The organism is Niveispirillum sp. (assembly GCF_017996735.1).
Classification (GTDB): Bacteria; Pseudomonadota; Alphaproteobacteria; order Azospirillales; family Azospirillaceae; genus Niveispirillum.
The window spans coordinates 1-21,041 of record NZ_JAGOGJ010000024.1; the positions used below are offsets into that span (position 1 = coordinate 1).

The 21,041-nt window shown below is 66.5% G+C and carries 18 protein-coding genes and 2 tRNA genes; 6 read left to right on the forward strand and 14 right to left on the reverse strand.

Annotated elements, in window-relative coordinates; all coding sequences use genetic code 11:
- The first annotated feature begins 352 nt into the window (after window positions 1-352).
- From KBA48_RS10105 to KBA48_RS10120, 4 genes are all read left to right on the forward strand, one after another.
- Window positions 353-2,968, forward strand: a complete 2,616-nt coding sequence (locus tag KBA48_RS10105) for a TIGR02302 family protein (protein ID WP_292905816.1) — start codon at window positions 353-355, stop codon at window positions 2,966-2,968.
- A gap of 194 nt (window positions 2,969-3,162) precedes the next feature.
- On the forward strand, window positions 3,163-6,078 hold the full coding sequence (gene polA, locus KBA48_RS10110) for a DNA polymerase I (RefSeq protein WP_292905817.1): 2,916 nt from the start codon (window positions 3,163-3,165) through the stop codon (window positions 6,076-6,078).
- An 86-nt stretch (window positions 6,079-6,164) separates the two neighbouring features.
- Window positions 6,165-6,755 (forward strand): hypothetical protein, encoded by a 591-nt coding sequence (locus KBA48_RS10115; RefSeq protein ID WP_292905818.1) that lies wholly within the window; start codon window positions 6,165-6,167, stop codon window positions 6,753-6,755.
- 96 nt (window positions 6,756-6,851) lie between these two features.
- Entirely contained in the window at window positions 6,852-7,181 is a 330-nt protein-coding gene (locus KBA48_RS10120; protein WP_292905820.1) for a type II toxin-antitoxin system PemK/MazF family toxin, read from the forward strand.
- A 19-nt stretch (window positions 7,182-7,200) separates the two neighbouring features.
- Here the strand turns inward: KBA48_RS10120 and dxs are convergent, their stop codons facing one another.
- From dxs to KBA48_RS10145, 5 genes are all read right to left on the reverse strand, one after another.
- Entirely contained in the window at window positions 7,201-9,117 is a 1,917-nt protein-coding gene (dxs, locus tag KBA48_RS10125; protein WP_292905822.1) for a 1-deoxy-D-xylulose-5-phosphate synthase, read from the reverse strand.
- A gap of 22 nt (window positions 9,118-9,139) precedes the next feature.
- Window positions 9,140-10,039 (reverse strand): polyprenyl synthetase family protein, encoded by a 900-nt coding sequence (locus tag KBA48_RS10130; protein ID WP_292905824.1) that lies wholly within the window; start codon window positions 10,037-10,039, stop codon window positions 9,140-9,142.
- Between the two features lie 13 nt (window positions 10,040-10,052).
- Window positions 10,053-10,304, reverse strand: coding sequence for an exodeoxyribonuclease VII small subunit (locus KBA48_RS10135; RefSeq protein ID WP_094457321.1), 252 nt, complete (start codon window positions 10,302-10,304; stop codon window positions 10,053-10,055).
- A gap of 91 nt (window positions 10,305-10,395) precedes the next feature.
- Window positions 10,396-11,325 carry a histone deacetylase family protein gene (locus KBA48_RS10140; RefSeq protein ID WP_292905831.1) on the reverse strand — a complete coding sequence of 310 codons (930 nt, stop codon included), beginning with the start codon at window positions 11,323-11,325 and terminating at the stop codon, window positions 10,396-10,398.
- 105 nt (window positions 11,326-11,430) lie between these two features.
- Window positions 11,431-11,676, reverse strand: coding sequence for a sulfurtransferase TusA family protein (locus KBA48_RS10145; protein WP_292905833.1), 246 nt, complete (start codon window positions 11,674-11,676; stop codon window positions 11,431-11,433).
- Window positions 11,677-11,753: 77 nt separating this feature from the next.
- Here KBA48_RS10145 and KBA48_RS10150 point away from each other — a divergent pair, with 77 nt between their 5' ends.
- A complete protein-coding gene (locus KBA48_RS10150; protein ID WP_292905835.1) occupies window positions 11,754-12,047 on the forward strand; it encodes a helix-turn-helix transcriptional regulator in 294 nt (97 codons plus the stop codon).
- A gap of 68 nt (window positions 12,048-12,115) precedes the next feature.
- On the opposite strand, the gene KBA48_RS10155 is transcribed toward KBA48_RS10150, so the two are convergent.
- A complete protein-coding gene (locus KBA48_RS10155) occupies window positions 12,116-13,183 on the reverse strand; it encodes a Glu/Leu/Phe/Val dehydrogenase (protein ID WP_292905837.1) in 1,068 nt (355 codons plus the stop codon).
- Between the two features lie 201 nt (window positions 13,184-13,384).
- Entirely contained in the window at window positions 13,385-14,326 is a 942-nt protein-coding gene (locus tag KBA48_RS10160; RefSeq protein ID WP_292905839.1) for a peptidoglycan-binding domain-containing protein, read from the reverse strand.
- Between the two features lie 163 nt (window positions 14,327-14,489).
- Between KBA48_RS10160 and KBA48_RS10165 the strand changes: the two genes are divergently transcribed.
- A complete protein-coding gene (locus KBA48_RS10165; RefSeq protein ID WP_292905841.1) occupies window positions 14,490-16,043 on the forward strand; it encodes a response regulator in 1,554 nt (517 codons plus the stop codon).
- Here the strand turns inward: KBA48_RS10165 and KBA48_RS10170 are convergent.
- The 7 genes from KBA48_RS10170 to mrdA form a co-directional block, all read right to left on the reverse strand.
- The gene (locus KBA48_RS10170) at window positions 16,032-16,451 is read right to left on the reverse strand and encodes a DUF423 domain-containing protein (RefSeq protein WP_292905843.1); all 420 of its coding nucleotides are present in this window, start codon (window positions 16,449-16,451) and stop codon (window positions 16,032-16,034) included. The genes KBA48_RS10165 and KBA48_RS10170 overlap by 12 nt on opposite strands.
- Window positions 16,452-16,532: 81 nt before the next feature.
- Window positions 16,533-17,111, reverse strand: coding sequence for a protein-tyrosine-phosphatase (locus KBA48_RS10175; RefSeq protein WP_292905845.1), 579 nt, complete (start codon window positions 17,109-17,111; stop codon window positions 16,533-16,535).
- A gap of 1 nt (window position 17,112) precedes the next feature.
- Complete coding sequence (locus tag KBA48_RS10180) at window positions 17,113-17,493, reverse strand: hypothetical protein (RefSeq protein ID WP_292905847.1); 381 nt, start codon at window positions 17,491-17,493, stop codon at window positions 17,113-17,115.
- A 147-nt stretch (window positions 17,494-17,640) separates the two neighbouring features.
- Window positions 17,641-17,716: transfer RNA gene (locus KBA48_RS10185), tRNA-Lys, on the reverse strand.
- A 27-nt stretch (window positions 17,717-17,743) separates the two neighbouring features.
- Window positions 17,744-17,819: transfer RNA gene (locus tag KBA48_RS10190), tRNA-Lys, on the reverse strand.
- Between the two features lie 155 nt (window positions 17,820-17,974).
- Window positions 17,975-19,126, reverse strand: coding sequence for a rod shape-determining protein RodA (rodA, locus tag KBA48_RS10195; RefSeq protein WP_292905849.1), 1,152 nt, complete (start codon window positions 19,124-19,126; stop codon window positions 17,975-17,977).
- Window positions 19,123-21,033, reverse strand: coding sequence for a penicillin-binding protein 2 (mrdA, locus tag KBA48_RS10200; protein ID WP_292905850.1), 1,911 nt, complete (start codon window positions 21,031-21,033; stop codon window positions 19,123-19,125). Before mrdA ends, rodA begins: the two co-directional genes overlap by 4 nt.
- Window positions 21,034-21,041 lie beyond the last annotated feature (8 nt).

Sequence of the window (21,041 nt, forward strand, 5' to 3'; positions counted from 1 at the left end):
CAGTTATATGAGTTGCGCCTGGCCTCGGGCCGCATCATTACAAGCCTGCAGCCTGGCGGTGCTGGTGGGTTCGCGCCAGCCACTGATACGGCAGCCATCTATCTGTACCGCCGTGCTGAAGCCGGCCCTGCCGCGCCGTTGCGGGTACTGGTAGACGGCAAGCCAGCCGGTGAGCTGGGCGCGGGCCAGTACTTAGCCCTCGCCTGGCGCGACCGGCGCCGCGACATGACCATCTGCGTGCAAAGCGAGCAGGAAAAGTGCCACACGTTTATGCCGCTGTTCGGGGCGGCCACGTATCTGGCCTGCACGTTGGGCAGCGCCGGCACGGCCCCTGGCGGCCCGGCTGCGGGCCGTGCTGGAGCGTTATCGGGTGGGCGGAGCCGTGGGCCGGGTGCCGCCGGGCAAGCCCCCCGTGCCCGGCGATGCCGACAGCCGGCCGCTGAAACTGGCCACTGCCACCCTGTGGTGGGAGGCGTTGTGGCCTGCCCTCTGGCGCCCGCTATCGCTGCTGGGCCTGTTCCTGGCGCTCGCCTGGATGGGTCTGTTCATCCACATGTCCCCCTGGCTGCATGTGCCGCTGCTGCTGGCCATGCTTGGGGGCACGGCATATCTTTTCTGGCAGGGTCTGCGGGGCCTGCGGCGGCCGACGGAGGCCGATGCCCGCCGCCGCCTGGAACGCGACAGCCATCTGGCCCACCGCCCCCTGTCACAGCTTCAGGACGGCATTGCCGGCGGGGCCGGCGACCCGCTGGCCCATGCGCTGTGGCGTGCGGCGCAGGAACGCGCCCGGCAGCAGGCCCGCGACCTGCGCGTCGACCTGCCCGACAGCCGCCTGCCCAGCCGCGACCCCTGGGCCCTGCGGGTGGCCGCCGCCCTGCTGATGGTGGTGGGTGCCACGGTGGGCTGGGGCGATCTGGGCGGGCGCACCGCCGGCGCCCTGTTGCCCTCCCTGGGTCTGGGCGGGGTGCTGACCCCGACACGCCTGGATGCGTGGGCCACGCCGCCCGATTACACCGGTCAGCCGCCGGTCTTCCTGACCGCCAGAAAGCCCGCCGATGCCGCGGCGGATGATGGGGGGGAAAAGCTGCTGTTCCTGCCCGCTGGCACCAAGCTGGTGGTGCGGCTGGATGGTGGTTTCGGGACACCGTCGCTGGTCGCCAATGACCAGAGCGTGGATTTCGAGCCCGTGGCCGGCGGCGGTTACCAGGTGGAACTGGCCCTGACCAGCGGTGAGGATGTGTCGGTACGGCAATTTGGGCGCGAGGTGGCGTCCTGGCCCATCCGGCTGGTGCCGGATCAGCCACCGGGCATCGCCTTCCGCACCCCGCCCAGCGCCACCGAACGCAACGCCCTGCGCATTGATTATACCGGCGCTGATGATTACGGCATCCATTCGGTGACGGCCACCATCACGCTGGCCACCGATCTGCCCGGCGCCATCGACCGTACGCCCATCGACCTGACCCTGCCCGTGCCGTCGAAAAACAAGCGGGAGATCACGGGTACGGGCTACAACGACCTGACCGGCCATCCCTGGGCCGGCATGCCGGTCAGCATCCGCCTGCGCGCCACCGATGGCGCCGGGCAGGTGTCGCAGAGTGCGGAACAGGCGATAGCCCTGCCCGAACGGCATTTCAACCATCCCGTGGCCCGCGCCATCATCGAGCAGCGCAAGACCCTGATCCTGATGGGCGACGGTGTCCGGCCGCTGGTGGGCCGTGCCCTGCATGACCTGTCGGTCAATCTGGACGGTTATGGCGGTGACCCGCTGGCCTTCCTGGCGCTGCGCAGCGCCGTGGGCCGGCTGATGCGCAATGCCGGGCCGGACACGGTGCCCAGCACCATCGCCATGTTGTGGGATGTCGCGCTGCGGATCGAGGATGGGAACCTGTCCCTGGCCGAGCGGGAGTTGCGCGACGCGCAGAAGGCGCTGATGGATGCGCTGGACAGTAACGCCCCGGCCGAAGAGGTCGACCGGGCCATGCAGCATCTGGAACAGGCCATGAAGGAATTCATGGATGCCCTGTCCCAGCAGGAGGCGCAGCAGCAGCCGGCCCAGGCTCAGCCGCAGGACCAGGGCCCCGCCGACCCCGACGCACAATCCATGACGCGGGACGAGGTGGAAGATATGGTTCGCCAGATGCGCGATCTGGCCCAGTCCGGCAACCACGAGGCCGCGCGCCAGATGCTGTCGCAGCTTCAGCAACTTATGGAGAATTTGCAGAACGGCCAGCCGCAGCAGCAACAGAGCCAACAGGCCAACCAGAAGGGCGAGGCCCTATCCGAACTGACCCAGAAGCTGCGCGCGTTGCAAAAGCAGCAGCAGCAATTGATGGATGAGACCTTCAGCCAGCAGCAGCAACAGTTCGATCAGGCCGAGGAACTGCCGCAGAATCAGTTGCCCGGCCTGGGCATGCCCAACCGTCAGGGCCGTGGCCCCGGCAATGACCGGCCACAGCAGCAAGGCCCGTCGGCACAGCAGAATGGCGCCATGGCCGGCAAGCAGGACGATCTGCGCGGCGAACTGGGCGACATCATGCGCCGGCTGGGGGAGATCGGCGGCGAAATCCCCCGCCCCCTGGGCCGGGCCGAACGCGCCATGAAGGACGCGGCCGAGGCGCTGCGCAGCGGCGCCCCGGATCAGGCCGTGGCATCGCAGGGCGAGGCGCTGGAACAATTGCAGCAGACCATGAAGTCGATGCAGGAACAGATGGCCCGGTCCAACCCCGGACAGGCGGGGGGCCAGCGCACCCCGACCGGCCGGCAGCAGGGCCGCGACCCGCTGGGCCGCCCCCTGCCCGGCTCCGGCACGCTGAACGGGGAGGAGGTGAAGATCCCCGCCGAAGCCGACATGCAGCGCGCCCGCGAAATCCTGGAGGAACTGCGCCGCCGCGCCTCCGAACAGAACCGCCCCAAGGCCGAGCGCGACTACATCGACCGGCTGCTGGACCGGTTCAAGCGGTATTGAGTGCAAAGCTGCCAAGGCTATCTCACACTCTACCGTCACCCCGGCGAAAGCCGGGGTGACGGTCAGAGCAGCAGCGACCATAGTACCCGGACCTCCCCCGGAACGACACCGCAGCCGACATCGCCCCTCGACACCGCCGCGCGCTTGCGCCATGTTCCGATCCCGAGAACACAGCCGGAACGACAGGCCGCCCCATGCCGAGCGACAGCGCCACCAGCACCCCCCTTCCGCCGGCCGACGGCGCCCCGCTTTATCTGGTGGACGGGTCGGGCTTCATCTTTCGTGCCTACCATGCGCTGCCGCCGCTGAACCGGCCGGACGGCACGCCGGTGAACGCCGTCATGGGTTTCACCAACATGCTGATGAGGCTGCTGGCGGAACTGAAGGCCGAGGCCGTGGCCATCATCTTCGACAGCAAGCGGCTGAATTTCCGTAATGATTTCTATCCGGACTACAAGGCCCACCGCCCCGATCCGCCGGAGGATCTGCGTCCGCAGTTCGCCATCATCCGCGAGGCGGTGGAAGCCTTCAATCTACCCTGCATCGAGCTGGAAGGGTTTGAGGCCGACGATCTGATCGCGACCTATGCCCGTCAGGCTCGCAGCCAGGGCCGCCCCGTCACCATCGTGTCGTCCGACAAGGACCTGATGCAGCTTGTGGATGACGGCATCCGCATGCTGGACCCGATGAAGAACAGGATGATCGGCCCGGATGAGGTGTTCGAGAAGTTCGGCGTCGCCCCTGACAAGGTGGTGGATGTCCAGGCCCTGGCCGGCGACAGCGTCGACAATGTGCCCGGCGTGCCCGGCATCGGCATCAAGACGGCGGCCCAGTTGATCACCGAATATGGATCGCTGGAAGCGCTGCTGGACCGCGCGGGTGAGATCAAGCAGGCCGGCCGCCGGCAGAAGCTGCTGGAGAATGCCGATCTGGCCCGCATTTCCAAACGGCTGGTGAAGCTTGAGGAAAACGCCCCCGTCCCGGTCCCCGTGGATGAGTTGAAGGTGCGGGAACCGGATGTGAACCGGCTGCTCTCCTGGCTGGGTGTGCAGGGGTTCCGGTCGATCATCGCCAAGGTGAAGGCGGAAATCGCGGCCGACGGCACCCTGGCCGATGGGGCGGCCGTTCATGCCGCCACCGGCACCGTGTCGGAGGTCAACCGCCGCGACCTGCGCGCCGCCCTGGATGGCCGCTCCTACGCTCCTGCCGCCGCCCCGGCGGAGGTGCGGGCCGACGCCCATATCCCCCGCCCCGACACGATCGACCATGTGCTGGTCGATACGGAAGAGGCGCTGGCCGCCTGGGTGGCCGAAGGTATGGAGGCCGGTGTCGTCGCCGTCGATACGGAGACGGACGGCCTGACCCCGATGCGGGCCAAACTGGTGGGCATCTCCCTGTCCACTCGGCCGGGCCGCGCCTGCTACATCCCCGTGGCTCATATCGATCCGTCGGCGCCCCGGGAAGGGGCGGGCGGGCTTGATTTCGGCGATGGCGCACCGCCGCCCCGGCAGGTGCCGCTGAACCGCGCCCTGGAAATCCTGAAACCGCTGCTGGAACATCCTGGCGTGCTGAAGGTCGGGCACAATATCAAGTTCGACTGGCAGATGTTTGCCAAGCACGGCGTCACGGTCGCCCCCATCGATGACACGATGCTGCGCTCCTATGTCATCGGCGGCGGCCGTCATGGGCATGGCATGGATGAACTGGCGCAGCGCCATCTGGGCGTCACCACCATTTCCTTTGACGAGGTGACGGGCACCGGCAAGAACCGCATCACCTTCGACCGGGTGCCCCTGGACAAGGCAACCGCCTATGCCGCGGAGGATGCGGATATCACGCTGCGCCTGTGGCATGTGCTGCGCCATGACGTGCTGGCCGACCGCATGGTGACCGTGTACGAAACCATCGAGCGGCCGCTGGTGCAGGTGGTGGCGAGGATGGAGATGGAGGGCGTGCTGGTCGATCGGCAGGTCCTGCGCGAACTGTCCAACGACTTCGCCAAGAAGATGGTGGAGTTCGAGGCCGATATCCACAAGCTGGCGGGTCGTGAATTCAATGTCGGCAGCCCCAAGCAGTTGGGCGAAATCCTGTTCGACGAGATGAAACTGTCGGGCGGCAAGAAGTCCGCCAAGAGCGGCGCCTGGTCCACCGACAGTTCCGTGCTGGAGGAACTGGCCGATCTGGGCATTCCTATCGCGCAGAAGGTGCTGGACTGGCGGCAGTTCCAGAAGCTGAAATCCACCTATACCGACACGCTGGGCGAACAGATCAACCCCGATACGGGCCGCGTCCATACCAGCTTCGCGCTGGCCGCCACCTCCACGGGCCGCCTGTCCTCCACCGATCCCAACCTGCAGAACATCCCCATCCGCACGGAGGAAGGGCGCAAGATCCGCCGCGCCTTCGTGGCCGCCCCCGGCAACCGCATCATGTCGGTGGATTACAGCCAGATCGAACTGCGCATCGTGGCGGAAATGGCCGGCATCCCCGCCCTGCGCCAGGCCTTCCTGGAAGGCATCGACATCCATGCCATGACGGCGTCCCAGGTGTTCAGCGTACCGCTGGCGCAGATGACGTCCGAAATCCGCCGCCGGGCCAAGGCCATCAATTTCGGCATCATCTACGGCATTTCCAGCTTCGGCCTGTCACGCCAGCTCGGCATCGCACCGGGAGAGGCCGGGGCCTTCATCAAGGCCTATTTCGAACGGTTCCCGGAGCTTCAGGCCTATATGGAAAAGACCAAGGCCGAGGCGGCGCGCGACGGCTATGTCCGCACCCTGATGGGCCGCAAATGCTGGATTCAGGGCATCCAGGAAAAGGGCGCCCGCAAGGCCTATGCGGAGCGTCAGGCCATCAACGCCCCCATCCAGGGCACGGCCGCCGACATCATCAAACGCGCCATGATCAAGATCCCCGGCGCCCTTGCCGATGCCGGCCTGAGCGCCCGCATGCTGCTTCAGGTGCATGACGAACTGCTGTTCGAAGTGCCGGAAGCGGAGGTGGAGGCAACCTCCGCCCTGGTGCGCCAGGTGATGGAGGGGGCAGCCGATATCGGCATTCCGCTGGTGGCGGAGGCTGGCGTGGGCATGTCCTGGGCGGAGGCGCATTAAGAGGCGGATCACAACCCATCCGTGATTTATATTCCATAACTTACTATTTTTGATATCGTTTCCCCCGATGACCAAGAGAGGGGGAAATGATGGGTTTGCGCAACCGCAATGCCGATGCCGGTACCGAACAGGGCTGCGCCGATGATCTGTCCTGGCTGGTCGGCACCTACTGGTACGTGCCGACAGACTATCTGCCGGCCATGCAGCAGGTGAACATCGCGCAGCCCCAGATCACCCAGGTCAATGACCAGACGCTCTGGTACTTCACGCAGTACAGCAACGGCTATCTGATCGGCCAATGCGCGGCCAGCATCGATGGCGGCGACTTCGAATATCAGAGCATCGTCGGATCGGTCGCACCGGATGGCAGCGTCTGCCTGTCCTTCACCCCGGTCGGCGGGATCAGCCTGCATCCGGTCCAAGGCAGCGTCTCCGTGGCCAGCTTCATCGTCGGCCAGGGCAAGCTGACGCAGCATCAGGGCCAGCCGGCCTTCCTGATGCAGATGACGGGCGGCAACGGCGCCTACAACCTGACCCACTGGGCCTATATGATGCAGACAAAGCCCGGCGACGAAAGCTGGACCACCCTGCCCGGCACCGATGGCAGCCAGAGCGTGGAAGAGGTGTTTGCGGACTGGGGACAACGGTTCAGGCATCACGCGTTACAATGCCCGTAACGCGTGACAAGGGGATCGACCATGGCCAGCGCGGCGGAACGTCTGTGGCCGACGAACGCGCCGCGCTGGACTGGATCGAACAGGTCGGTGAATTCGATGAGGCGCGGTGACGTCGTCATGGTCGCCGCCGCCGGCGACGATGGCAAGCCGCGCCCAGCCGAGGTGGTACAGACCGACGCCCTGCCCGACAGCCACGCGTCGGTGATCATCTGCCAGATGAGCAGCGAACTGGCCGATGCCCCTGATTTCCGGATCACCATCGACGCCGCACCGGAAAACGGCCTGCGTGAAACCTCACAGGTGATGGCGGACAAACCCGTCACGGTCCGGCGCGAGCGCATCAGCACCATCATCGGCCGGCTGAACGCAGCCGAAATGGCCCGCGTCAATACCGCCATCGCCTTGGTGATGGGGCTGGCGGACTAGCAGCCCCGCGGCGGCGTCCTCACGCACCCACCGCCGCCTTCGCCTCCACGCCCAGCGCCTTCAGCGCCGTGTTGACAATGTCACGGGCCTGCAGCCCGGCCTGTTCATACTGCTTCACCGGGCTGTCATGGTCCTGGTAGGTGTCGGGCAGCACCATGGGGCGGACCTTGCAGCCGATATCCAGCAGGCCTTCCACTGCCAGATGGTGCAACACATGGCTGCCGAAGCCGCCGATGCTGCCTTCCTCAATGGTGATCAGTACCTCGTGCCCACGCACCAGCCGCTCGACCAGTTCCATATCGATGGGCTTGGCAAAGCGGGCGTCGGCGACGGTCGTGGACAGGCCCAGGGCCGCCAGATCTTCGGCCGCCTTCTGCGCTTCGGCCAGACGGGCACCCAGCGACAGGATGGCAACCTTCGAGCCTTCGCGGATAACGCGGCCCTTGCCGATGGGCAGGGGCACGCCCTGTTCCGGCATCTCCACGCCCACACCCTCGCCGCGCGGATAACGGACCGCGATGGGGCCGGCATCGTGGGCGGCACAGGTAGCCACCATATGGACCAGTTCGGCCTCGTCCGCCGCCGCCATCACCACCATGTTGGGCAGGCAGGCCAGATAGGCCACGTCAAACGCCCCCGCATGGGTGGCGCCGTCGGCCCCCACCAGACCGGCGCGGTCGATGGCGAAGCGGACAGGCAGGTTCTGCAACGCCACATCATGGACCAACTGGTCATAGCCGCGCTGCAGGAAGGTGGAATAGATGGCGCAGAACGGCTTGAACCCCTCGGTCGCCATGCCGGCGGCAAAGGTCACCGCATGCTGTTCGGCGATGGCCACGTCAAAGCTGCGCTTGGGGAATTTCTGCTCGAACAGGTCCAGACCGGTGCCCGACGGCATGGCGGCCGTGATGGCGACGATCTTTTCGTCCTTCTCGGCTTCCTTGATCAGGCTGTCGGCAAAGACGCGGGTATAGGAGGGAGCATTGGCCTTGGGCTTGGCCTGGGTACCGGTGATGACGTCGAACTTGCCCACCGCATGCAGCTTGTCGGCCGATGCCTCCGCCGGGGCATAGCCCTTGCCCTTCTGGGTGACGACATGCACCAGAACGGGGCCGCCGCGCGGATCGTCGCGCACATTTTCCAGCACGGGCAGCAGATGGTCCAGATTATGCCCGTCGATGGGACCGACATAATAGAAGCCCAGTTCCTCGAACAGGGTGCCGCCGGTCACCATGCCGCGCGCATATTCCTCCGCCCGCCGCGCGGCGTTCAGCAGCGGGCGCGGCAGATGTTCGGCCACCTGTTTGGAGAAATCACGGAAGCCGCGATAGGACTTGGAAGAGATCAGGCGTGACAGATAACCCGACAGGGCGCCCACGGGCGGGGCGATCGACATGTCATTATCGTTCAGGATGACGACCAGACGCGACTGCAAGGCGCCGGCATTGTTCATCGCCTCATAGGCCATGCCGGCCGACAGGGCGCCGTCGCCGATGACGGCCACCACATTGTTGGTCTTGCCGGCCAGATCGCGGGCAACCGCCATGCCCAGCCCGGCGGAAATGGAGGTGGAGCTGTGGGCCGTGCCGAACGGGTCGTACTCGCTCTCCGACCGTTTGGTGAAGCCCGACAGGCCGCCGCCCATGCGCAGGGTGCGAATCCGGTCGCGCCGCCCGGTCAGGATCTTGTGCGGATAGGCCTGATGCCCCACATCCCAGATCAGCCGGTCGGACGGCGTGTCAAAGCAGTAATGGATGGCGACGGTCAGCTCCACGACACCCAGGCCGGCGCCCAGATGGCCGCCCGTCACGGATACCGCGTCGATGGTTTCCTGGCGCAGCTCATCGGCCAACTGGCGTAGCTGCGTGGGCTGCAAACGCCGCAGATCGGCGGGGATCTTGACCTGGTCCAGCAACGGCGTCTTCGACTGGGACATTGTCCCTACCTCTTTGTTGTTCTTACGCGCGCCGCTCAACGACATAGTGCGCCACCTGGCGCAGCATATCGGCCCGGTCCCCGAAAATCTCCAGGTGCTGGGCGGCCTGACCGGCCAACCGGCGCGCCTGATCGCGTGCCCGCTCCACCCCCAGGATGGACACGAATGTGGCTTTTCCAGCGACATCGTCACGGCCGACCGGCTTGCCCACCTCGTCCTGCGTGCCTTCGACATCCAGAAGATCGTCGGCGATCTGGAAAGCCAGGCCCAGATCATGGGCATAGGCCTGCAGCGCATGGTGCTGCGGGGCGCCCGCCCTGCCCAGGATGGCGCCGGAAACGGCGGAGAAGGCGATCATCTCCCCCGTCTTCATGCGCTGCAGCCGGGTGATGGCGCCGATATCCAGCGGCGTGCTCTCCGCGATCAGGTCCAGCATCTGTCCGCCCACCATGCCCCGCGGGCCGGCGGCCTTGGCCAGGGCCGCCACCAGCTTGCAGCGCACCTGCGGGTCCTCATGCGTTTCCGGGTCAGCCAGGATTTCAAAGGCCTGGGTCAACAGCCCGTCGCCGGCCAGGATGGCGGTGGCCTCGTCGAATTCCAGATGCACCGTCTTGCGCCCGCGCCGCAACTCGCTGTCATCCATGGCCGGCAGATCGTCATGCACCAGGCTGTAGCAATGGATGAACTCCACCGCCGAGGCGGTGCGCAGCGCGCAGGCCGGGCTGACGCCGAACATGCGGGCACTTTCCATGACCAGGAACGGGCGCAGCCGCTTGCCCCCACCCAGACAGCCATAACGCATGGCATCGAACATGCGGGCTTCCATCAGGTTGGTGCGCGGTAACAGCACCTCGATGGCGGCTTCGACCTGTTCGACAGTATCCGCCATGGCGGCGGTCAGGGTCTTGGGCAGGGAGGGCATGGGATGGCGGCCTTTAATCCAGACGGGCGGGTTCGGCACCGATGGTGCCGTCGGCGGCGATGGTGATGCGGTCCACCTTGGCCTGCGCCTCGCGCAGTTTGGCCTCGCAATGCCGTTTCAGCCAGGTTCCACGCTCATAGGACTGGATGGCATCGTCCAGCTTGGCCTTACCTTCCTCCAACTGGCGGACGATCCGCTCCAGCTCGGCGAGCGCATCCTCGAAGCTGAGGGCGGCGATGTCGGGGGGCAGGGTCTGGTCGGTCATGGCTTCGGCGCTGTCATTCGGAAGGGCGGACTGTATGTCCGCCGGCCCGGCGGTTCAAGTGCCACGCACCGGTACAAAGGGCATACCAGTGTCAGGCAACCATCAGCGTCTTCACATGCGCCGCCGTGCTGTTGGCCAGGGCCCGCAGGTCATAGCCGCCTTCCAGCACGGAAACGATGCGCCCCTTGGCATGGCGGTCCGCCACCTCGATCAGCTTCTGTGTGACCCAGACGAAATCATCCTCCGTCAGGTCCAGCCCGCCCACGGGATCGCGCATATGGGCGTCGAACCCGGCGGAAATCATCAGCAGATCCGGCTTGAACGCGTCCAGGGCGGGGACAAGCTGCGTCTGGATGGCGTGGCGGAATTCCGGGCTGCCGGCCATGGGCGGCAGACAGGCATTGACGACATTGCCAAACGCCCCCTTCTCCTTCACCGACCCGGTGCCGGGATAGAGCGGCCATTGATGGGTCGAGCCATAGAAGAGGTCGGCCTCCTGCTCACAGAAGGTCTGGGTGCCATTGCCGTGATGTACATCGAAATCGATGATGGCGACGCGGCGCACGCGGTGCATCGCGCGGGCATGGGCGGCCCCCACGGCCACATTGTTGAACAGGCAGAAGCCCATGGCCTGATCGGGTTCGGCATGGTGGCCGGGCGGGCGCACGGCGCAGAAGGCGTTGCGCGCCTCCCCGCCACAGACGGCATCGACGGCGGCGACCACGGCACCGGCGGCACGCAAGGCGGCCTTGCCCGTGCCGGGTGACAGGACCGTGTCGGCATCGATGCTGCCATGGCCATTGGCGGGGATGGCGTCCAGCAAGGCCGTCACATGGGCGGCCGGATGCACACGTTCCAATTGCTCCCGCGTGGCCAGCGGCGCGTCGCGCCGGTCCAGGAACATGAAGGCTTCATCCTCCAGCGCGGACAGCACGACACGCAGCCGGTCGGCACATTCAGGATGGCCATAGCCCGTATCATGGTCCAGGCAGTCGGGATGGGAGAAAAGCAGCGTGTTCATGCGGTGCGGCGTCCCCGGTCATTTCCTCACGGCCGCCCGGTCTTTTGTGCCGGGACTGACCAGTGCCATCATGGATGGCGGGATAGGGCCTGTCCTTGCGACAGATCAGCCGCCCCGCCGGATGATGAACCGTACCAAGGTCCCATGGGGCGTGTCACCCAGGACATCGGTCGCAATCAGGTCGTGCCCCCCCTCGGCGCAGAACGTCTGGAAGTCCTTGGGGGCCGCCTTGTCCGTGGCGGTAACGGTCAGGACCTGCCCCGCCGCCATGGACCGCAGCGCCTTTGCCGCCCGCAGCACCGGCATCGGGCATTTCAGACCCGAACAATCCAGCGTGACATCGCCATCCATGGGTTGTCCCCTCTTGGAAAATTCGTCAGCCCCCGGGGCTTGACAGGCAACCGGGCCGATCCAGTTTCCAGGAGGCTATGGATGCCATGCCCCTGCCTGTCAAGACCGTCGCCGCCGCTGCCCTGCTGAAGGCCATGGGCAATGAACGACGCCTGTCCATCCTTCTGCACCTGTCACAGGGCGAAAAGTCCGTGGGGGAACTGGAAAGTCTGGTCGGCCTGTCGCAATCGGCGCTGAGCCAGCATCTGGCCGTGCTGCGTCAGGAAAGGATGGTGCGGACCCGGCGTCAGGCGCAGACCATCTTCTATCGTCTGGACGGTGACACCGTCGGCGCGATCCTGTCGCTGCTGCGCCGGCTTTATCCGGCATAAGGGGCGGATGGCGCCGGCGCCGGTTTCCCATGCCCGGAAACCGCCCCGGACCACCCGCCCGTCAATCCTCAGGCCGCGGCCTTCTTGCCGGGTGCCTTGGCGGCCGACAGGATTTCGCGGGCCATCTCGTCCGCCACGGCGCTGGTCGGGCGGGCTTCCCGATCGGCACGCCGGAAAATCTCCGCCAGGGTGACGGGGATATGTTCCACCTGACGCAGCACCGCATCGCGATCGTAATCCTGCGTCACCTCGGCCGAGACATTGATGATCCCGCCACCATTGATGACATAGTCGGGCGCGTACAGGATGCCGGAGGCACGCAGCGCCTCGCCCATCGGGTCGGTTTCAAGCTGGTTGTTGGCGCCGCCGGCCACCACCCTGGCCTTGATGGCCCCCAGGGTGCGCGGGTTGATCACGGCCCCCAGGGCACAGGGCGCATAGACATCGACATCGGCGGCGTGGATGGCATCGGGTGCCACGGCGGTAGCCGCGAAACGCTCGACGGCGCGGGCGACGGCATCGGCATGGATGTCGGTGACGGTCAGGATGGCGCCGTCATCGGCCAGACGCTGGCACAGGTGGGAGCCGACATTGCCCAGCCCCTGCACCGCGACGCGCACGCCCTTCAGACTGTCGGTACCCAGCTTGTGCCGCACGGCGGCCCGGATGCCCAGATAGACCCCATAGGCCGTGAAGGGCGACGGATCACCCGAAGCGTCGTGCCCCTTGGACAGGCCCGCCACGTGTGGCGTGGTCTGGCCCATGGTCATCACGTCGGCGACACTGATGCCCACATCCTCCGCCGCGATATATTTGCCGCCCAGGCTGTCGATGACGCGACCGAAGGCGCGGAACAGATCGTCGGACTTGTCCTTGCGGCTGTCACCGATGATCACGGACTTGCCACCGCCCAGCGGCAGCCCGGCCATGGCGTTCTTGTAGCTCATGCCGCGCGACAGGCGCAGCGCGTCACGCATGGCCTCCTGGTCGTTGGCATAGGGCCACATGCGGCAGCCACCACAGGCCGGGCCCAGCGCGGTGGAATGGACCGCGATGATGGCCGACAGGCCGCTGGCCGCGTCGCGACCGAACAGAACCAGTTCGTGATTATCGAAATCAGGGAAATCGAAAAGCATGGGGACGGGCCTCCGGGCCGGTGGATCGCTGCTGCTGCCTTCCTGATCGGGCGGCTTTGACACGCAGAGTCTAGGCTCGGCAAGGCTCTCAGGTCGATTTCGTTGTTGGGTGATCCTTTGCACGAAACGGACGTACACCATCGCCGCCGGAAATTTTTATTTCGCGGGCATAATCTTAACGGAAAGGGAAGCGGGTACGGGTCAGCCGGCGCGGCGGGGGTCGCGGGCCGGGGCGGTGAAGACCGGTTCACGGCGACCGCCGGGGCCGGGCGGGTCGCCGCCCAGGGTCGGTTCACGACGCACGGTGCCGGCGGGCGGCGGGGGCGGGGCCACGCGGCGTGCCGCCGCCTTGGCCTTGGGCGCCGGTTTCACCTGACGGCGTCCGCTGCCCCACCAGTATCCCAGCATGCCGACCAGCAGGGCACCGATGCCGCCGATCAGGCCATAACGCACCCAGTCGGGCAGGCTGGCGGGATCGAAACCGCCCTCTCCTTCCGGCCCCTCATGCGTCACTTCGGTTTCCACAGAACTGCGCGGGGCGGCGGCGGGATCGGCGGGACCGGGGCTGCCCACCGTCGACGGCAGGGCCGCCTGCGGTGCATTGCCCGAAGTGGAAGCAGCGGCCGGAGCGGGGGCGGCAGCCCCGGTGCGGACGGCAGGCAGGTCGTTCCCACCGCGCGACACGCCCAGAACCGTGCTCTCACTCCCCTGCCCGCGATCGACGGCCGCCGCCGTGGGGGCGGCGGACGGCTTCACATCGGCTTCGCGCAGGTTCACAGGCTGGCTGGCCCTGGCCCGGCTGGTCGGGTCAGCCAGATTGCCGACACCGGTCCGTTCCGGGCGACCGCGCATCATGCTGTCGACCGTTGCCTGATCCAGACGACCCGTGGCCTTCAACCCGTTCTTTTTCTGGTAGGCGGAGATGGCGGCGGCCGTGGCGCTGTCCATCTTGCCGCTGGCCCGGCCTTGATAGAAACCCTGCTGGTCCAGGATCTGCTGTGCCCATTGGATGGTCGCAGCATTGGGCTGGTTGTCCTGCGCCATGACGGCCGGCGTGGACGACAGCAGCAGCAGGGCCAGGGCCGCCGTTGCGGCCTTCCGGCGGTGGGGGCGGGCGGAACGGAAACGGGCCGGCGCGAACACTTTCAGAAACCCCTCCGGGGAGCACGGAATATGGACGGACCGCCCTTGTGCGGTGCATCATGACAGGCATGACACCGCTGCCGGGCGTTGGCAAGGGCGACAGGATTGCGGCCCCATCATGACAGATAGGGATGATGGACCGACCCGCCACCGAAGCATATACATGATGTCGGATCATGTCCTTTCGAAGGCCGAATTGAACAGCGACCCCGCCGAAAACGGCCCCGCCCAGACAATGCCGGATACCGCACCGCCGCCCGACCTGCCGCTGGCGGGGGGCGCCTGGCTGGCCATCATGGCGCTGCTGGACGCCCTGCTGCTGGGTCCGGCCGCGATGCCGCTGGGCCTGCGCCTGGCGGGGCTGGGTCTGTTGGGCTGGTGGTGGTGGCGGGATGGACGGTCGCCGCGCTGGCTGGCCGGGATCTGGCTGAGCGTAACCGTCGCCGGCCAGGTGCTGGCCACCTATTTCTGGGCAGAGGCCGGGGTGGGGGCCACGGCGCTGGCGGGCGGCACCCTGGCGGGGTTCCTGCTGCTGCCCCTGGCGGCGCCGCTGCTGCGCGACCTGACACGCCTGCCGCCGCCGACACTGCCATCGGCCGGCCCGCCATCCGGCGGCGTGCCGCTGCCGGTGCTGCGTCTGGCGGCCGACAGTCTGAACACCCGGTTGCAGACCATGGCCCAGGAACTGGACGGGCTGAATGCCGGGCCGGTCAGTCCCGCCCAGGCCATCCAACTGCGCCTGCTGCGCAATGAAGTGGCCGGCATGCAGGCCCTGGTACGGCAGCGGCTGGGCGGCACCGCGGGGACCGAGGCGTCCGCCATGGTGTCCGTCGCCGCCCGGCCGATGGCACCGCCCCCCATCCCCGCCGCGGCCCCACGCATCCCGACGGCCACGCCCAACGGCCTGTCGGCCATGGTGGTCGATGACGATCCAGTGGGTCGCACCCTGACAAGGCTGCTGCTGGAACAGGCCGGCTATTGGGTGGAAGAGACGGACGACGCCAAGATGGCGCTGGAAATGGCGTTGATGGAAGGACCGGACGTGGCCCTGGTCGCTGCCCGCATCGGGCGGCATAGCGGTCTGGCCCTTGCCTGGTGCATCCGGCGTGGGGGCGGGCCCGCCGTCGTGCTGCTGCGGGGCCGCGCCGACCGGGTAACGGAGCGGCAAAGACAGCGCGCCGGACTGGCCGCCATCCTGGGCAAGCCGGTCACGCCGGACACGCTGGCCACCACGCTGGCCCCGCTGCTGGCCGGCCGGCAGCGCCCTGTGGAGCCGCCGGCGGCAGCGGCCGCGGCGATACCGGCACGGGCACCGGAACCATCGCCCCCGACCGACATCGTCCCCGTGCTGGACCTGCGGGTGCTGGAGGAACATCTGTCGATCCTGGGCACCGACCGGGTGGGACAGATCATCGACAGTTTCGGCCGCAATGCCCCCGTCACCCTGGCCTCCGTCACGGAGGCGCTGGCCGCCGGTGACGTGCCGGGGGTCGGCCGGGCCGCACACAAGCTGGCGTCCGGCGCCCTGACGGTGGGTCTGTCGGTTCTGGCCAAACTCGCGAAGGAGGCAGACACCGCCGCCAAACAGGGCAAAGATCAGGCCGCGCTGGCCGCCGCCGCCCAATTGCCCGCCGCCTTTGCGGCCGGGCAGGCGGCCTTGGCCGGGTATCGCCGCGACCGGCTGTCAGGCAAAACGCCGCCGGGTTCACCGCTGTGAGCGCAGGCCCGCATATCCGACCAGAAGCCAGCCCAGGATGAAGCTCAATCCACCGACGGGAGCAACCGCCCCCATCGCCGATGGCCCGTACCAGCCCAGGGCATAGAGCGCACCCGGAAACAGCACGCAGCCGATGGCAAAACACAGGCCCGACGCGGCCAGCCAGCGCGCCTGTGCCGGCAGGGCCCGGCGCAGCGGGGCCAGCACCAGAATGGCCAGTGCATGCACCATCTGATACTGGCTGGCCGTTTTCCACAGATCGACGGCGTGGGCATCCCGCACGGCGGCCAGCCCATGGCTGGCATAGGCACCCGCAGCCACGGCGATGGCCCCGAACAGCCCTGCCAACAGCATCAGCCGCGCGGCAATCGGGTCGGCGGGCGGGATCGGGCTGTCTGTGCGGGTCACGGGTCGGGTCCTTCGGGCGGTCTCTCGCCCCATAACTGGCAGTTCCGCGCCCGCCCGCCAAGGGGACGGATCAACGCAGGTTCAGCCCATATGGGCGACTTCACGGCTGCGGTGGTTCTCCCGCAGGAACCGCAGCCATTCCACCTGCCCCGCCGCGCGCCGTGCATAAACCTCGCGCAGGGCGGCCAGAAGCTCGGCCCGGCGGCCCAGCATATCGCCGCCGATTTCCAGCATGCGCATGTTGGGCCAGGCCTGCGGCCGGATACGCACCACTTCGGCCAGGGCCTGGGCCGCATCCAGGTCGGGACGCGACTGGGCAAGTATCAGGGTCATGGCCGCCGTGGACCGGGAAATGCCCATATGGCAATGGACCAGCAGGTGATCACCCGGTCCCGCCGCCGCCGACATCCGGCGCCCAAAGGCCAGAACACTCTCCAGATGCTGTTCCACCGGCGCCACCTGATCGGGCAGTTCCTCCACGATATCGTGAAAACGCAGATCGATGCGGTCGTGCGGACCATAGCTGTCGAACGCCGTCAGCGCTTCCCGCGTCGGGTCCAGGATGGAGACAAGATGCGTGACACCGGCGGCCGCATGGCCGGGCAGTTCTTCGATGCCACAGACGGTCAGGCGGAACGGAACAAAGGGCGGCAGGGACAAATCACTTCTCCGGTTCGGCCGGCTTCTCCCCCTTGGGCGGCGGGTCTGCCAGACGGGTGATGGACAGGATGAGGATGCGTCTCCCCTCCATGCCCACATGCCCCCAGCCCCCGCACAGCTTTCCGTCACTGCGCGGAATGAAGGCGAGGTCCGACCGGCTGCCGACATTGAAGACGCTGGCCGAGGGGCTGAGTTCAACACGGTAGCGCTGTTTGGCCCCCAATGTCACGGTCAGGACCCGATCATTTTCGGAGGTCCAGCCATTGATATCGCGCGATTCGATACAGGTTTCGCGGGGCGTTGCGGGCTTGGCCGTCTCTTCGGCCAGGGCCGGTCCGGCACAGAACAAGGCCAGCAGCGCCAACAGCATATGGCGACGCATGATGCGCCCTCCTTCATCCTTGACCATCATCCGCCCCACCAACGTAACGTGGTACGGGATCGCGGCGGGATCAAGACGATGACACACCGGACGCCGACTGCGGCGTCAAGCCTATATCCAAAATGTCAGTTGGGGGAGGAGGAAGGTTGGTGGGCGCACAAGGACTCGAACCTTGGACCCGCTGATTAAGAGTCAGCTGCTCTACCAACTGAGCTATGCGCCCAACCTTCACATGGCGAAAGGGGTGGATTGGTGGGCGCACAAGGACTCGAACCTTGGACCCGCTGATTAAGAGTCAGCTGCTCTACCAACTGAGCTATGCGCCCAATCCACATCCGCATTCGCGGCCCGCCGTGGCATTCACCGTGGCGAGGCGCGCTGTTTAGCAAAGGTGTTCCCCCTTGTCGACAATTTTCGATGGGGGGAACGGTGCTTTTTTCGGCGACCTAGCCCTGCGGTTCCCACATGCCGGAGCCACCGGTCAAAGGTCGCCCAGTCCCCGCCGCGACATGCGCACATCACGATGGACATGGACCGACATCAACAGGCCGAAACCGACCATCACGGCCAATGTCGCCGTTCCGCCATAGGAGATCAGGGGCAGCGGCACACCCACCACAGGGATCAGCCCCATGATCATGGCGACATTGATGAACAGATAGAGGAACAGGTTCACCGTGAGGCCCAACGCCAGCAGCCGCCCGAACTGATGACGACATCGCCCGGCGATGATAAAGCCAAACAGCAGCATCAGGCAGTACAGCACAAGAAAGCTGACCGATCCGACCAGGCCGAACTCCTCCGCCAGCATGGTAAAGATGAAGTCCGTCTGCTTTTCCGGCAGGAAGTTCAGGTGGCTCTGTGTGCCCTGCAGAAACCCCTTACCGGTCAGCCCCCCGGAACCGAAGGCGATCTTCGACTGGGTGATGTGATAACCGGTGCCCAGCGGATCGCTGTCGGGGTTGAGGAAGGTTTCCACCCGATCGCGCTGATAATCATGCAGCAGAAACTGCCAGGACAGCGGAATGGCGATCAGCACCGACGCGATGACCAGGGCGAATTTCCACCAGCGGACACCGGACAGAAAAAACATCGCCCCCGACGCCATGATCAGCATCATCGAGGTGCCGAGATTGGGCTGCGCCAGCACAAGGGCCACTGGCGCCGCCACAATGGCCAGCGGCATGACCAGATAGGGGATGCGGCCCGTATCCTCCAGCGAGGCACCGTGGAAATACCGGGCCAGCGCCATCACCAGCGTGATCTTCATGATCTCCGACGGCTGTAGCTGCACAAACCCCAGATCGATCCAGCGCTGCGCCCCCTTGCCCATCGATCCGAACAGATCCACGCCGATCAGCAGCAGCATGACCAGCCCATACAAGGGATAGGTCATCTTCATCCAGACCCGGATATCGATCATGGCGATGAACAGCATCAGCGCCAGACCGACGCCGAACCGCAGCATCTGGCGCGAGGCCCAGGGATCGAACTGTCCATTGGCCGCCGAATAGAGCATCGCGAAGCCGACGCTGGCCACGATAGTAACCAGCAGGACAAAGGACCAGGGGATCTGGCCCAGCTTTTCGGTAAAGGACAGGGTCGCGCTGTCGGCCGAGATGTCGAGCGTCACGGCGTCCCTCCCTCGGGTGGTGGCGGCGTCGGGCTGGTGTCGGTGGCGGGGGACGGATGCTGCGCCACGGTCGCCCGCGCCGCCTCCAGCATCTGGCATTCCAGCAGGATGTCACGCGCGATGGGGGCCGCCACGGCACCACCGCCGCCGCCATGTTCGACAATGACGGCGCAAGCATATTTCGGCGCCTGGACGGGCGCGAAGGCCACGAACAGGGCATGGTCACGCTCACGCCAGGGCAGCGCATCGTTGGCCCGCACGCCGGTGCTGCGCTCGGCCATGGAAATGCGCCGCACCTGGGCGCTGCCCGATTTGCCCGCCATCTCCATGCCCGGCACATTGATGCGCGCCCGATAGCCCGTGCCACCCGGCACGTTGGTGACGGCGTTCATGCCCTTCACGACAACGGCCAGATTGTCCGCCTTCACATCGATGGCGGGCCATTCCGTCGTCTCGGTGAACTGGCCCTCGATGGATTTCAGCAGGTGCGGCTGGATGGCCTTGCCGCTGGCCAGCCGCGCGGTCATCACGGCCAGTTGCAGCGGCGTGGTCAGCACATAGCCCTGACCCATGGAGGCGATCAGCGTCTCCCCCTGGTGCCAGGGCTGCTTGAGCGCCTGACGCTTCCATTTCGGGTCCGGAATAAGCCCGGGCCGCTCCCCCGGCAGTTCCAGCCCCACCTTGCCGCCCAACCCGAATTTCCGCGCCATTTCGGCGATCCGGTCCATGCCGATCCGGCCGGCGATGTCATAGAAATAGACGTCGCAACTGTTCATCAGCGCGCCGACCATATCCAACGTGCCGTGGCCCCCGCGGCGCCAGCAATGGAAGCGATGGCTGCCCAGCTCGATATGGCCACCGCAACTAACCCGGTGATCGGCATTGATGATGCCCGATTCCAGCGCCGCCAGCGCCGTCAGCATCTTGAAGGTGGAGCCCGGCGGATACTGGCCAGCGATCACCTTGTTGATCAGGGGCGTCCGCTCATCCTTCAGCAGCGCCTGATAGGCCTCATAGCCGATGCCCATGGCGAACTGGTTAGGATCGAAGCTGGGGCTGGAGCACAGGGCCTGGATGCCGCCCGTATGGACATCCATCACGACGGCAGCGGCACTTTCCTCCGCCGACAGGCGCTGATGCATGTAATGCTGCAACTTGGCATCGATGGTCAGTGCCACCTCGCGCCCCGGCTGGCCCGCATCACGCGACAATTCCCGGATGACACGGCCGACGGCGTTCACCTCCAACTGGCGATTGCCGGCGGCACCCCGCAGGGCCTGATCATATTGTTTCTCGATTCCCCCCTTGCCCACACGGAAACCCGGCAGGGTCAGCAGCGGGTCGGTCGAGCCCTCCACATCCTTTTCCGATGCGGCCCCGACATAGCCCAGCACATGCGACAGCGCCTCCCCGAACGGGTAGGACCGCACCTGCCCGACATCGATGGACACGCCCGGCAGGTCGGGCAGGTTCACTTCGATGGCAGCCACCTGATCCCAGGTCAGGTTCTCCTTGATGGTGATGGGCGCGAAGGAACGGGAACGCTGAATGTCACGCTGGATGCGGCGTTCATCGGCCTCGGTCAGGGGGATCAGCTTACCCACCTCGTCCAGGATCTGCTGCACGTCACCGGCCCGTTCCGACACGATGATGGTGCTGAAATTCTGCTCATTGACGGCCAGAGGCACCCCGAACCGGTCGGTAATCAGCCCCCTTGGCGGCGCCACGAGACGCAGCGAGATGCGGTTATCCTCGGCCAGCACCTTGTACCGGTCGCTCTCCACGATCTGGAGATAGTAGAGACGGCCCATCAGCGTGGCGACGGCGGCACCCTGCAGCCCGCCCAGCACCAATGTGCGGCGGGACAGCATGCGCTGCCGTTCGGCATCCCGGTCAAAGGCCGACATGGGTTAAC

Bases quoted from the DNA above. Each gene is read 5' to 3' on its own strand.
- polA (WP_292905817.1), top strand. From the start codon at position 3,163: ATGCCGAGCGACAGCGCCACCAGCACCCCCCTTCCGCCGGCCGACGGC.
- KBA48_RS10115 (WP_292905818.1), top strand. From the start codon at position 6,165: ATGATGGGTTTGCGCAACCGCAATGCCGATGCCGGTACCGAACAGGGC.
- KBA48_RS10120 (WP_292905820.1), top strand. From the start codon at position 6,852: ATGAGGCGCGGTGACGTCGTCATGGTCGCCGCCGCCGGCGACGATGGC.
- dxs (WP_292905822.1), bottom strand. From the start codon at position 9,117: ATGTCCCAGTCGAAGACGCCGTTGCTGGACCAGGTCAAGATCCCCGCC.
- KBA48_RS10130 (WP_292905824.1), bottom strand. From the start codon at position 10,039: ATGCCCTCCCTGCCCAAGACCCTGACCGCCGCCATGGCGGATACTGTC.
- KBA48_RS10135 (WP_094457321.1), bottom strand. From the start codon at position 10,304: ATGACCGACCAGACCCTGCCCCCCGACATCGCCGCCCTCAGCTTCGAG.
- KBA48_RS10140 (WP_292905831.1), bottom strand. From the start codon at position 11,325: ATGAACACGCTGCTTTTCTCCCATCCCGACTGCCTGGACCATGATACG.
- KBA48_RS10145 (WP_292905833.1), bottom strand. From the start codon at position 11,676: ATGGATGGCGATGTCACGCTGGATTGTTCGGGTCTGAAATGCCCGATG.
- KBA48_RS10150 (WP_292905835.1), top strand. From the start codon at position 11,754: ATGGATGCCATGCCCCTGCCTGTCAAGACCGTCGCCGCCGCTGCCCTG.
- KBA48_RS10155 (WP_292905837.1), bottom strand. From the start codon at position 13,183: ATGCTTTTCGATTTCCCTGATTTCGATAATCACGAACTGGTTCTGTTC.
- KBA48_RS10165 (WP_292905841.1), top strand. From the start codon at position 14,490: ATGATGTCGGATCATGTCCTTTCGAAGGCCGAATTGAACAGCGACCCC.
- KBA48_RS10180 (WP_292905847.1), bottom strand. From the start codon at position 17,493: ATGCGTCGCCATATGCTGTTGGCGCTGCTGGCCTTGTTCTGTGCCGGA.
- mrdA (WP_292905850.1), bottom strand. From the start codon at position 21,033: ATGTCGGCCTTTGACCGGGATGCCGAACGGCAGCGCATGCTGTCCCGC.